Origin of the sequence: Streptomyces pluripotens, assembly GCF_000802245.2 — a bacterium.
Taxonomy (GTDB): Bacteria; Actinomycetota; Actinomycetes; order Streptomycetales; family Streptomycetaceae; genus Streptomyces; species Streptomyces pluripotens.
In genome coordinates, this window is record NZ_CP021080.1 from 2328709 (window position 1) to 2340409 (window position 11701).

General features: G+C 73.4%; 10 protein-coding genes. 8 read left to right on the forward strand and 2 right to left on the reverse strand.

Going from position 1 to position 11701, the window contains the following annotated elements:
• Nucleotides 1-28: 28 nt before the first annotated feature.
• Nucleotides 29-898, reverse strand: a complete 870-nt coding sequence (locus tag LK06_RS10325) for a hypothetical protein (protein ID WP_052318925.1) — start codon at nucleotides 896-898, stop codon at nucleotides 29-31.
• A 170-nt stretch (nucleotides 899-1068) separates the two neighbouring features.
• A complete protein-coding gene (locus LK06_RS10330) occupies nucleotides 1069-1308 on the reverse strand; it encodes a chaplin (protein ID WP_039649680.1) in 240 nt (79 codons plus the stop codon).
• Nucleotides 1309-1793: 485 nt separating this feature from the next.
• Between LK06_RS10330 and LK06_RS10340 the strand changes: the two genes are divergently transcribed.
• The 8 genes from LK06_RS10340 to LK06_RS10375 all read left to right on the forward strand — a co-directional run bounded on the left by LK06_RS10340 (nucleotide 1794) and on the right by LK06_RS10375 (nucleotide 11673).
• Nucleotides 1794-2984 carry a glycosyltransferase gene (locus tag LK06_RS10340; protein WP_052318926.1) on the forward strand — a complete coding sequence of 397 codons (1191 nt, stop codon included), beginning with the start codon at nucleotides 1794-1796 and terminating at the stop codon, nucleotides 2982-2984.
• The gene (locus LK06_RS10345) at nucleotides 2981-4402 is read left to right on the forward strand and encodes a sugar transferase (RefSeq protein ID WP_039649684.1); all 1422 of its coding nucleotides are present in this window, start codon (nucleotides 2981-2983) and stop codon (nucleotides 4400-4402) included. Before LK06_RS10340 ends, LK06_RS10345 begins: the two co-directional genes overlap by 4 nt.
• Before the next feature lie 3 nt (nucleotides 4403-4405).
• Complete coding sequence (locus LK06_RS10350) at nucleotides 4406-5779, forward strand: O-antigen ligase family protein (RefSeq protein ID WP_039649686.1); 1374 nt, start codon at nucleotides 4406-4408, stop codon at nucleotides 5777-5779.
• Between the two features lie 529 nt (nucleotides 5780-6308).
• The gene (murJ, locus tag LK06_RS10355; protein ID WP_052269760.1) at nucleotides 6309-7934 is read left to right on the forward strand and encodes a murein biosynthesis integral membrane protein MurJ; all 1626 of its coding nucleotides are present in this window, start codon (nucleotides 6309-6311) and stop codon (nucleotides 7932-7934) included.
• An 88-nt stretch (nucleotides 7935-8022) separates the two neighbouring features.
• Nucleotides 8023-8715: a polysaccharide deacetylase family protein gene (locus tag LK06_RS10360; RefSeq protein ID WP_043408059.1), complete on the forward strand. Its 693-nt coding sequence runs from the start codon at nucleotides 8023-8025 to the stop codon at nucleotides 8713-8715.
• Nucleotides 8712-9875, forward strand: coding sequence for a glycosyltransferase (locus tag LK06_RS10365; protein ID WP_039649690.1), 1164 nt, complete (start codon nucleotides 8712-8714; stop codon nucleotides 9873-9875). The genes LK06_RS10360 and LK06_RS10365 overlap by 4 nt, the downstream gene beginning before the upstream one ends.
• On the forward strand, nucleotides 9872-10528 hold the full coding sequence (locus LK06_RS10370) for a YveK family protein (protein ID WP_039649691.1): 657 nt from the start codon (nucleotides 9872-9874) through the stop codon (nucleotides 10526-10528). The genes LK06_RS10365 and LK06_RS10370 overlap by 4 nt, the downstream gene beginning before the upstream one ends.
• Nucleotides 10525-11673 carry a GNAT family N-acetyltransferase gene (locus tag LK06_RS10375; protein WP_039649693.1) on the forward strand — a complete coding sequence of 383 codons (1149 nt, stop codon included), beginning with the start codon at nucleotides 10525-10527 and terminating at the stop codon, nucleotides 11671-11673. Before LK06_RS10370 ends, LK06_RS10375 begins: the two co-directional genes overlap by 4 nt.
• Nucleotides 11674-11701: the final 28 nt, after the last annotated feature.

Consider the following 11701-nt stretch of genomic DNA (forward strand, 5'->3'; position numbering starts at 1 on the left):
CGCGCGGAGAAGACATATGAGATCCCCGTCAACCGGCCGCCGGGAGGCTCGGCACCGGAGGCACGGACGGCACCGGAGGCAGCGACGGCACCGGAGGCACGGACGGCACCGGAGGCAGCGACGGCACCGGAGGCACGGACGGCACCGGAGGCAGCGACGGCAGGGACGGCAGGGACGGCAGGCTGGGGGCGGGCAGGTCGCTGCCGAGGAGGGTGGTCGTCAGCAGGTTGACCAGGTCGGACACCACGCCGCTGGCCGCCGAGACCACTTGGTCGACGTCGGAGGTGACCGCCTCCACCAGATTGTCGATCGCCGTCTCCAGGGCGGTGAGCGCGTCGCTGGTGAGGTCGCGGGCCGAGGGCGGCTTCCCGTCGTCGGCGCTCTGCGCGGCCGTGGAAAGGTCCGACGTGGGGGGAAGGACCGGGGCGGCAGGCAGGTTCGGTGTCGCGGGCACGCTGGGGGCGACCGGCGCCGAGGACGCCGAGGATGCTGTGGGCACGGTGGGCGCCGCGGGGAGGGGCGACGTGGCCGCTTCCGACACCGTCGGAGCGGTGACCACCGGTACTGTCGGAGTGGTCGGCGACGCCGGGTCGGCAGCGGCCTCGGCGATGGCCTGCTTCGCCGCCGCCCCCAGCTTTGCCGCCTGCCCCGCGGGCAGCTTGCCCTTCTGCAGGGACTGGTCGAGCAGTTCGACGACCGGGTCGAGGACCGAGCTGGTGCTGCCCAGGGCTCTGACCTGGGTGAGCAGCTTCTCGGCTCTGGGGGCAGGCGCTCGCGAGGCGGCGTGGGCACGCTCCTGCGCCGAGTCGGCGGCGATGGCCGCGGGGCCGGTGATGCCGACCAGCACGGCGGCACAGAGAGCGGTTGACGCGAGACGCCGCGGCGGCAGACCACGCATGGGTGTTCCTTTCGGTGAACATCGGGACCTGACCCAACCGTCAGTTCACCCGCTGCGCACCGCAACCGCTCGAACACCATTTGTGATCCGTACGGGGGAGCAGAAAACCGGCCGCCCACCCCGCGGCAGATGCACGGGGCGGGGACCGGCCGAAGGGCTGCGCCCCGACGTCAGTCGTTGACGCAGGTGTTGCCGAACGCCGGGTTCAGCAGACCGATGACGTCAACGGTGTTGCCGCAGACGTTGACAGGCACGTGGATCGGGACCTGGACGACATTGCCCGACAGCACGCCCGGGGAGTGGGCGGCGACGCCCTGCGCGCCGGAGTCGGCGGAGGCCACACCGGCACCGCCGGCGACGGCCGCGACGGCGGCGGAGGTCAGGACCAGACCCTTCGCGATACGCGACATGGGGAGGTACTCCTTGGGATCGACACAAACATCCGGGCGGGATGCCCGGCGCTGTGTCAACGCGCGGCGTCCCCAAGGGTTGTGCCCCCAATGGGGTGATGCGGGGAAGGGGCCCCTTCCCGATTCGACGGCGACCGGGGCGGCCCGAGCGACGCCCTCACGCTCACCATGGGTCCCCGGCGCACGCCGGTCACGGCGGGCGACTCCGCCAGCCCCCGACGACGTACTGACTTCCACGATCAGCGTCCCGGGTGGTGTACCCACGCGGCGGATCCCGGCCTACGCCAACACGCATGGCTACGACTCCGACGTGTTCGATCTCGGGGCGGCTCTGCGGCGCAGTGGTGACCAGCTGGGCTTCCGGCTCGTTGCCCACCGGGACGCGGCGTGGGCCGGTGCGCTCCTCGTCGCCGTGGACGCGCAGGGATGAGGCGCGTCCCCGACCGCAGTCCCGAGCGCCCCCCCATGAGCGAGGTATCCCGCGAATGCACCATCCGTCACCCGCCTCTCGGCCGTGCGTCCTCCACCTCGCACAACCCGTCGACGGCGGGGTCGCCCGGGTCGTACTGGACCTGACGCGGGCCCAGCTCGCGGCGGGCCTGCGCGTCACGGTGGCCTGCCCTGGCGGCGAACTGGCCGCAGCTCTGCGGAAGCTGGGTGCCGACGTACGCGACTGGAGGGCCGGCCGGTCCCCGGGGCCCGGTCTTGCCGGCGAGGTACGGCGGCTCGCACATCTGATCGACGAGCTGCGACCCGCACTGGTGCACGCGCACAGCGCGAAGGCGGGCCTGGCCGGCCGGCTCGCTGTGCGCGGACGCGTGCCGACGGTGTTCCAGCCACACGCCTGGTCGTTCGCGGCGGTCGGCGGACTCACCGGGGCCCTGGCACAGCGCTGGGAACGCTGGGGGGCGCGCTGGGCCGATCGGGTGGTGTGCGTCAGCGAGGCGGAGCGCGCGACAGGCGAACGCGCTGGCGTACACGCGTCCTACGTCGTCATCCCCAACGGCATTGACACGGAACGTTTCTCTCCCGGTCCCCGGCCCGCGCTCCCGCCCCGCCCCGGTTCAGGAGCCGGCCCAGGAGCCGGTCCGAACACCGGCACGCCGGCCCCGCTCGTGGTCTGCGTCGGCCGGTTGTGCCGGCAGAAGGGGCAGGACGTGCTGCTGCGGGCCTGGGAGGACGTTGTGGCCGCGGTGCCACGGGCCCGGCTGATACTGGTCGGTGACGGTCCCGACCGTGCGGCCCTGCGTCGGCTCGCCCACCCCTCCGTGCAGTTCACCGGCGCCGTCGCCGACTCCGTGCCCTGGTACCGGGCCGCCGATCTGGTGGTGCTGCCCTCCCGGTGGGAGGGCATGGCACTCGCCCCGCTGGAGGCGCTCGGCTGCGGGCGCCCCGTGGTGCTCACCGATGTCGACGGCGCCCGCGAGAGCCTGCCCCCCGCCTTCGCCGCACGCTGCCTGGTTCCACCGGAGGACCCCGCGGCGCTGGCCGGGGCGGTCGCCGGACTGCTGTCCGACCGGTCGCTGCGCGCAGCCCTCGGCGACCAGGGGCGTCGGCACGTCCTGTCCACCCACGATGTGCGGCACACCGCCGAACGGGTCGCGGCCCTCTACCGCGAACTCCTCGGCGACCGACCGCGCGTGCCCTCCGAGTGCAGGGAGTCCATCCACTCGTGACTGCGGAAAGTACCGTCCCCTCCCCCGGCGCGCAGCCATGGGACCACGGACTCTCGCCCGTCTCCGTTCTGCCGGCCCGTGCCGCCGGCGGATTCCGGTTCCCATTGCGACGCCCGCCCGCGCGGCCGTCCTCACCGCTGCCGCTGCTCACCGCCGACCTTCTCGCCGCGCTGTTGGGTGCGGTCGCGCTCGGCCCGACCGCCCATCGGCCACTGCTGGTCGCCGCGTTGGTGTCCGGGGCTCTGCTGCTGCGCCCGCATTCCGCGCGACGGGTGCCCGGTGTGCTCGACGAACTGCCCCTGGTGTGCGGGCGGATCGCGGTGGCCTGGCTGGGCCTGGCCTCGCTGCTCGCTGCCCACGCGCCCGAGCGCGCGCTGCCCGCCCGGACCCTGCTGCTCGGCTGGGCACTGCACGCAGCAGCGGCCTGCACGGGTCGGGCCGTGGTGCACTGGCGGCGCCGGACCGCACTGGTGCGCCATCCGCGCACCGCCCTGGTGATCGGGCCCGCCGCGACCGCACAGCGAGTGGCCGCCGCACTGCTGCGACACCCGCGCTGCGGGGTGCGGCCGGTGGGCGTCGTGGCGGAACACCCCGACGGCAGCGGCGGGTTGCCCGTGCTCACCAGCGGCGAGGAGGTGGAACGGGCGCTGATCCAGAACGGGGTGCGAGTGGTGCTCACCGTCGACCCTGCCGTGCGCACCGGTGAGGAACCGCTACTGCGGGCACTCGCGGAGTCGGGCTGCGCGCTGTGGGAGGTGGCAGCGGACTGTCCGGCGTACGAGATGCGGGACGAGCTGGCCGGGTTCGCCGTACGGCGGCTGGATCTGGGCTCCGGGCGGCGCGGCAGTCTCGGCAAGCGGCTGCTGGACATCGTGGTCTCCGGGATGCTGATGGTGCTGGTCAGCCCGGTGCTGCTGGTGTGCGCGGTGGTGTTGCGGCTCACCGACGGGCCCGGGGTGGTCTTCCAGCAGGAACGGATCGGTAAGGACGGTCGCCCCTTCACGCTGCTGAAGTTCCGCACCCATCGCCCGGTCGACGAGCACGAGGCGGCCACCCGGTGGAGCGTGGCCGGCGAGCGGAAGATGAGCCCCTTCTGCCGCTTCCTGCGCCGGACCTCACTGGATGAACTGCTCCAGCTGTGGAACGTCTTCTGGGGGGACATGAGCCTGGTCGGACCGCGCCCTGAACGGCCTTACTTCGTGGCCCAGTTCAGCCAGACCCATCCGGGCTACGCGGCCCGCCACCGCATGCGGACCGGCATCACCGGGCTCGCCCAGATCAACGGACTGCGCGGCGACACCTCCATCGAGGACCGGGCCCGGTTCGACAACGCCTACATCGACAACTGGTCGCTGTGGCAGGACGTCTGCATCCTGTTGCGTACCGCGGCCGCGCTCGTACGCTCGACGGGGAGCTGACCGATGGCCCTCGCCCTGCCGCTCCGCCGGCACCCGCGGCTCTCCCGGATGCTGCCCGTGCTGCCGCTGGTGGCCGTGGTCGTACTGCTCGCCCTGCCGGTCCCGCCCGGCAGCTCGGGCGGGGCGGGCCCCGCCGACGCGGTGTCCGCACTGGTCGTCGGCCACTGCGTCGTACACCTGCTGCGTGAGCGCCGCCGCCCGCTGACCCGTACCGCCGCGCTGCTCCTTGGCCTGCCGGTGGTCGGCATCTCGCTCGCCGCGATGAACGCGGTCTCACCGTCCGCCGGTATCAGCGGCCTCGGCCGCTACCTCCAGGTCTTCGTCCTGGTCCCCGCCACCGTCGTGCTCCTGGTCCGCGACCGGTCCGGCTTCCGACTGCTGGCCTGGTCGTTGGTGGCCCTGGCGGGCTGGCAGGGCGCCGTCGGCGTACACCAGTACGTCACCGGGACCGGTGCCTCCTACCAGGGCGAGGACATCCGCGCGGTCGGCACGTTCGGGGCGACGGACGTCATGGGCATGGCCACCGCGGTGTCCTTCGGACTGGTGTGCGCGACGGGTATCGCCCTGGGCCGGTCCGGGACGCGGCGGGAGCGCGTGGTCGCCGCCTGCTGTGCGCTCGCTCTGTTCCTCCCGCTCGCCCTGTCCTTCAGCCGGGGCGCCTGGATCGCCACCGCCACCACGCTCACCCTCCAACTGGCGCTGGCCGGGCTGCGCCGGGCGTTGAAAGTCGGCGCGGCCGTGGTGGCCGCGTGTGTGGTCCTGGTGGGCGGCCTCGGGGTGGGTACGGCGATGCTGCAGGAGCGGATCGACAGCATCACCCAGGTCACCGACGCGCCCGACCAGTCGGTCACCGACCGGTACACCATGTGGGCCGCGGCGGCCGACATGTGGCGCGCGCGCCCGCTGACCGGCGTGGGGATGAAGGGCTTCCCCGAGTACCGTGATGGGTACGCCTCGCTCGCTCTGTCCTCCGGCGGCGACATCGAGGGCGCGGGCGCCGCGTTCCACCGACAGCCACTGCTCTCTCCGCACAACATGTACCTGCTGGTGCTCGGTGAACAGGGCCTGATCGGATTGCTCTGCCTCGTGGGCGGATGGCTGGCCCTGCTGGTGTGTTCCCTGCGCGGGCTGTGGCGGGCCCGCGCGGTCGGCGGTCGGGGCCTGGACTGCGCACTGGTCGCCTGCGGGCTGCTGGTCTGGCAGCTCGTGGACTTCGTGTACGCCGACATCGGCGGGCCCTCGACCGTGCTGACGGCGGTGTGTTTCGGGCTGGTCGCCTGGTGGGCCCTGGTGGGGAGCGAGGAGGTCACCGGCGCCGCCCGGGCGTCCGTACCGGCCGGGCGGGGACCGGTGACGGGAAAGGCGGTCGTCCGGTGACGGCCCCGGTTCATCGCGAGTCCCAGCAGCCGGTGCGCCGTCACGGGCAGGCGGGCCGACGGAGCCTGCGACCGGCGCGGTGCGGGAGACGGGGCCCGGTGAGCTGCCGGAAGCGAAGGCCAGTGCGATGACGAACTCCAGCACCGGCGCAGCCCCTGGGCCGGAATCCGGCACCGCGCATGCGCCGGCTGCGGAACCGCTGCCCCGGCCGAAGGCCGGTACCGCACGACGAGCGGCGGACAAGCCGGTGCCGAGGCCGAAAGCCGGGTCCTCGCACGGACCCGTGCCGGAGCAAGGACAGGAGGTCGCCAGCCCGCGCGGGCCAGCACCGGAACCGGGGCCGAGGGCTTCGGCCGCACAAGGGCCGGCGGCAGAAGCACGACCGGAATCTTCGGCCGGGCAAGGGCCGGCACCGGAACCGAGACCGCAAGCCGAGACCCCGTACGAACCCGCGGCAGAGCCGGCACCAAGGGCGGACCCCGCAATCGCACCGCCGCCGCCTGCCGGGAGGGGTGCAGCCGTACGGCCGGTGGCCCGGTCGGTCCTGCGGGACGTTCCCGCGGACTCCGCGCCCGAGCACGCCCCGCCCACCGGCCGCTTCCTGGCCAAGGCCACGCTGATCACCGCCTCCCTCTCGATCGCGGCGGCGCTGCTCGGGCTGGTGCGGGACCAGTCGCTGGCCCGTCTGTTCGGGGCCGGGCGGGACACCGACGCCTTCCTGGTCGCATGGACCGTGCCGGAGTTCGCGGCCACGCTGCTCATCGAGGACGGACTGGCCTTCGCCCTGGTCCCGGCCTTCAGCGCGGCCCTGGCCCGTCGCGCTCAGGGCGCCGCCGGGGACCCGGTCCGTTCGCTGGTCGCCGGCACGCTGCCCCGGCTGACGCTTGCGTTCGCGGCAGTGGGTGCGCTGCTCGCCCTGGCCGCACCGCAGTTCGTGGGGGCCCTCGCGCCGGGCCTGCCCGACCCGGGCCTCGCCGTGGACTGCACCCGGCTCACCGCCACCTGCGTGCTCAGCTTCGGCCTCGCCGGTTACTGCAGTGCGTTCCTCAGGGCCCATCGCCGGTTCCTCGCTCCGGCCTCGATCTACATCGCTTACAACGTCGGCATCGTCACGGCGATGTACACGCTCGGCGGCCGCTGGGGCGTGCGGTCGGCTGCGTTCGGGGTCGCCGCGGGCGGCTGCCTGATGGTGCTGGTCCAGCTTCCGTCACTGCTGCGCCGGTTACGCCACCGGTGTCCCGGGAGCACTGCCGACGCGCCCGAAACCGTCGCCGGGGCACGGCCGATGGCCGTGCCGTTGCTGGCCACCGTGCTGCTCTTCGCGCTGTGCCGGCAGTCGCAGGTACTGATCGAGCGGTTCCTCGCCTCCAGCCTGCCCGCCGGGGCCATCTCCCACCTGAACTACGCGCAGAAGGTCGCGCAGATCCCGATGACCCTGTCCACGATGCTGTGCACGGTCACCTTCCCGGTGGTGGCCCGGGCACTGGCCGAGGGCGACACCGAGCAGGCCCGCGGCCGGGTGGAGCGGGATCTGACGGTGGCCGGCTGTCTGGTGCTGCTCGGTACGGCCGCGGTCGTGGCCTGTGCACCGCAGTTGATCTGCCTGCTGTTCCAACGGGGCGCGTTCACGGCCGGGGACACCACGGCCACTGCCGGGGTGATGCGGGTCTACGCGCTCGGGCTGCTCGGCCAGACCCTGACGGGCGTCCTGGTCCGCTCCTACTTCTCGGCGGGCCGCGCCACCTGGTACCCGGTCGCCGCCATAACGGTGGGAATCGTCGCGACCTCCTGGATCGGTGCCTGGGCCGTCGGCTCCTGGGGCGTCGTCGGGATCGCCGCCGCCAACGCCACCGGCATCACCCTCACCGCCGTCCTGTTGCTCGCCGGCATGGGGCACCGGAACGTTCCCATCCGGACCCGGCAGGTGCTGCACGAGCTGAGTCGGCCACTCAGGGCGGCGGCCGTCGCCGCCTTGGCCGGCGGGTTCGTCGCCGCGCTGCCCACGGCACCGCTCGCCGGCCTGGTCGCCGGGGGCACCACCGTGACCGTCGTGTTCGTCCTGCTGGGCCGGACCCTGGGTGTCCAGGGATTCGCACCGGCACTCCGTACCGTACGCAACCGCATCGGAAGGCTCGCCCATGCCGTCCTCCGTTGAGTCCCCCGCCCCCGTCCCTTCCTCCACTCCCACGTCCGGCACCGGGCACGCGTCCGTCCGCAGACCCGGGCCCGTCCCGTGGATCGCGATGTACCACTCGGTCGGCGACTGCTCTGACGACCCGTACCGCATCACCGTCACGCCCGGCCGGCTGGACCGTCAGCTGCGCTGGCTGCGCCGCCGGGGGCTACGCGGGGTGTCGGTGGCCGAACTGCTCGCCGCCCGGACGAAGGGCGAGGGACGGGATCTGGTGGGGCTCACCTTCGACGACGGCTACGCCGACTTCCTCACGAACGCCCTCCCCGTACTGGCCCGTTGGCAGTGCACGGCCACCCTGTTCGTGCTGCCCGGCCGGCTGGGCAGCAGCAACGTCTGGGACCCACTGGGCCCGCGCAAGCCGCTCCTCACCGCCGACGGCATCCGCGACGCCGCCGAGGCGGGCGTGGAGATCGGCTCGCACGGGCTCACCCACGTCGATCTGACCCAGGCCGATGACACCCTGCTGTACGCCGAGGTCGAGGAGAGCCGCGCGGTGCTGGAGGAGCTGACCGGTGCCCCGGTCACCGGATTCTGCTATCCCTACGGCACGGTGGACCAGCGTGCCGTGGACACCGTCCGGGAGGCCGGATACGACTACGCCTGCGCCATCGACCCCGGCGTGCTGAACGGTCCGCATGTCCTTCCCCGGCTGCACATCGGGCAGAACGACACCGCCGTACGGCTGTTCCTGAAGTACCGGCTGCACCGGTTGCGCCGGCGACCCGTCGCGGGGCTGCGATGAGGGCCCTGCACATCATCACGGGACTCGGGGTCGGCGGTGCCGAGCAGCAACTGCGGCTGCTGCTGCGGCACCTGCCGGTGGACTGCGATGTGGTGACGCTGACCAACCCCGGCCCGGTCGCCGACGGGCTGGTGGCCGACGGGGTGCGCGTGATGCACCTCGGCATGACCGGCAACCGCGATCTGGCCGCGCTGCCCCGGCTGGCCCGGATCATCCGGCGCGGTCGTTACGACCTCGTGCACACCCATCTGTACCGGGCCTGTCTGTACGGGCGGATCGCCGCCCGGCTGGCCGGGGTCCGCGCAGTGGTCGCCACCGAACACTCCCTCGGCGACTCGCAGATGGAGGGCCGGCCCCTCACCGCCGGGGTGCGTGGACTCTACCTGCTGGGCGAACGGCTGGGCCGGTCGACCGTCGCCGTCTCCCCCACGGTCGCCGCCCGACTCACCCGCTGGGGCGTGCGCGGGCAACGCGTCGCGGTCGTGCCCAACGGCATCGACCTGCCCCGGTTCGCCTTTGACCCGATGGCCCGGCTGCGCACCCGCGCCCGGCTGGGGTTGCCCGCCGACGCGTTCGTCATCGGCGGCATCGGCCGGCTCGCCCCCGGCAAACGGTTCGACGTCCTCCTCCAAGCCGTGGCCCGGCTTCCCGGTGACTGCTGGCTGCTGCTGGTGGGCGGCGGCGCGGAGGAGGGCACCCTGCGACATGCCGCGCGGGAGGCGGGGATCGCCGACCGGGTGCTGTTCGCCGGTGAACGACCATACGTGCTCGACGGTTCGCCCGGACCGGACTTGCCCGCGTTGACCTCGGCGATGGACGTGCTCGCCTCGCCGTCCCCCGAGGAGGCCTTCGGTCTCGCGGTGGTGGAGGGGCTCGCGGCCGGGCTGCCGGTGCGCTATTCCTCCTGTCCGGCCCTGGAGGACCTGCCGCCCGAGACCGCCCCGGACGCGATGCGCGTCCCCTGCGACGCCGACACCTACGCCCGCGCGCTGGCCACGGTCCGCACCACACCACCCGGCCCGCGCGTCGCCCCCGAGGCGGCCCGCCACTACTGCATCACCCGCAGCGCCGCCCGGCTCATGGATGTCTACACGGCGGCGCTGGGTCCCGTTGTCACGTCCCCCCAAGTTCCGACCCAGCAGGGAGCAAGCCCGTCATGACCGAGAACCACATCCGGAACCACCGCACCTCCCGTCTCTCCCGTGCCCGCGCTCTGCCGCCCTGGTCGCTGGTGGCGGCCGGCGTCCTCGCGGGCGGACTGCTCGGCGGCGCGTACGGCGCGCTCAAGCCGCCGGCGTACACAGCCACCAGCTACGTCATCGCCGTTCCCACCGAGAAGTCCGACACCGCGTCGGCACTCGGTTTCGCACAGGCCTACGGCCGGGTCGCCACCCAGCTGGCGGTGCTGGGCGACGCACAGGTGTGGGCCGGGGTGCCGGTGCGCACCCTGCGCGACAGCGTGCGCACCGCGACCTCGCCGGACGCCCCGATGGTCGCTGTCTCCGCCACCTCGACCCGACCGGCCCGGGCCGCGGACATGGCCAACGCGGTCGCGCGCGCGCTCACCCAACACGCCGACCACACCAAGGCCGACACGCACGTCGAGCTCCTGCAGTTCTCCCGCGCGGCGAAGCCGACGACGCCGGCCTCGGCTTCACCGGGACTGACCGGACTGGTCGGGGCCGGTGCGGGCGGACTGCTCGGCGGTCTCCTCCTGCTGGTGCGGCCGGGACGCCGGCCCGAGGAAGAGACCGCGCGGCCGACCGCGGTGCCCGGCCCAGCCGTCGCCGTCGACGCGCACGGCCAGCTATGACGGCAACGTACCCGGCGCGTTCCACCCGTTCCACCCGTTCCACACGCGCCGCCGGACTCGTCAGCGAAGTCGTCACCGACGAGGACTCCTTCGCCCGGCTCGCCCCCGCCTGGGGGCGGCTGCACGAGCGGTGCACCACCGCGACCCCGTTCCAGAGCCATGCCTGGCTGCACTCGTGGTGGTGGTCGTACGGCACGTACGGCCGACTCAGAGTGATCGCGGTGCGCTCCGGTGGCCAACTTGTCGCCGCCGCACCGCTGATGCTGATCCGCCGGCCGCTGCCCACGCTGGTGCCCCTCGGCGGGGCGATCTCCGACTACGCGGACGTGCTGCTGGACGACGCCGACGACGGGCGCGCGGCCGGCGCGCTCACCGATGCGCTGGCGGACGCAGCCCGTACGGCGCTGATCGACTTCCGCGAGGTACGGCCGGGTGGTGCGGTGGAGCAGGTCTACGACCGCTGGCGCGGACCGCGCCACGCGGTCCACGACTCGCTCTGCCTGGAACTGCCCGCCGTACCGATGGACGAGCTGGTGGCCCGACTACCGTCGAACAAGGCCCAACAGCGGGTGCGGGCCAAGCTGCGCAAGCTGGACGTGCTCGGCGTGCAGCGGCGGACGGTGCGGCCCGAGGAAGTGGACGCAGCGCTCGGCCGGCTGTTGGAACTGCACCGACTGCAGTGGCGGGGGCGGAAGGTGACGAGCGAACATCTGCAGCCACGGTTCCGTGACCACCTGGTACGCGCGGTCGGCCCGATGGTGCGTTCCGGAAACGCGGTGGTCACCGAGTTCCGGATCGATGGCGAGGTGGTGGCCGTCGATCTGACCCTCCTCTCCCGCAGCCTGACCGGCGGCTACCTGTACGGCGCGCACCCGGGCCTGCGGGAGCGGAAGGCGGACGTGGCCGTGATGCTGCTGGAGGCGTGCGCCGAGCACACGGGGGCGGGTGGCCCGGGCACCCTGAGCCTGTTGCGCGGCAACGAGCCGTACAAGCACCACTGGCGCCCCGAACCGGTCGTCAACCAGCGACTGCTGCTGGCCCGTCGGCGTACTGCTCCGCTGCTGACGGCCGTGCTGTGCGACACGGCCGCCCGGCAGCGGAGCAAGGAGGTGCTCCAACGGTGGCGGGAACGGGGCCGGGACTAGAGGGTGTTGCGAAAGTCCCGCACAGCAC

Coding starts and splice junctions, on each gene's coding strand:
- LK06_RS10325 (WP_052318925.1), bottom strand. CDS start 898: ATGCGTGGTCTGCCGCCGCGGCGTCTCGCGTCAACCGCTCTCTGTGCC.
- LK06_RS10330 (WP_039649680.1), bottom strand. CDS start 1,308: ATGTCGCGTATCGCGAAGGGTCTGGTCCTGACCTCCGCCGCCGTCGCG.
- LK06_RS10340 (WP_052318926.1), top strand. CDS start 1,794: ATGCACCATCCGTCACCCGCCTCTCGGCCGTGCGTCCTCCACCTCGCA.
- LK06_RS10350 (WP_039649686.1), top strand. CDS start 4,406: ATGGCCCTCGCCCTGCCGCTCCGCCGGCACCCGCGGCTCTCCCGGATG.
- LK06_RS10360 (WP_043408059.1), top strand. CDS start 8,023: ATGTACCACTCGGTCGGCGACTGCTCTGACGACCCGTACCGCATCACC.
- LK06_RS10365 (WP_039649690.1), top strand. CDS start 8,712: ATGAGGGCCCTGCACATCATCACGGGACTCGGGGTCGGCGGTGCCGAG.
- LK06_RS10370 (WP_039649691.1), top strand. CDS start 9,872: ATGACCGAGAACCACATCCGGAACCACCGCACCTCCCGTCTCTCCCGT.
- LK06_RS10375 (WP_039649693.1), top strand. CDS start 10,525: ATGACGGCAACGTACCCGGCGCGTTCCACCCGTTCCACCCGTTCCACA.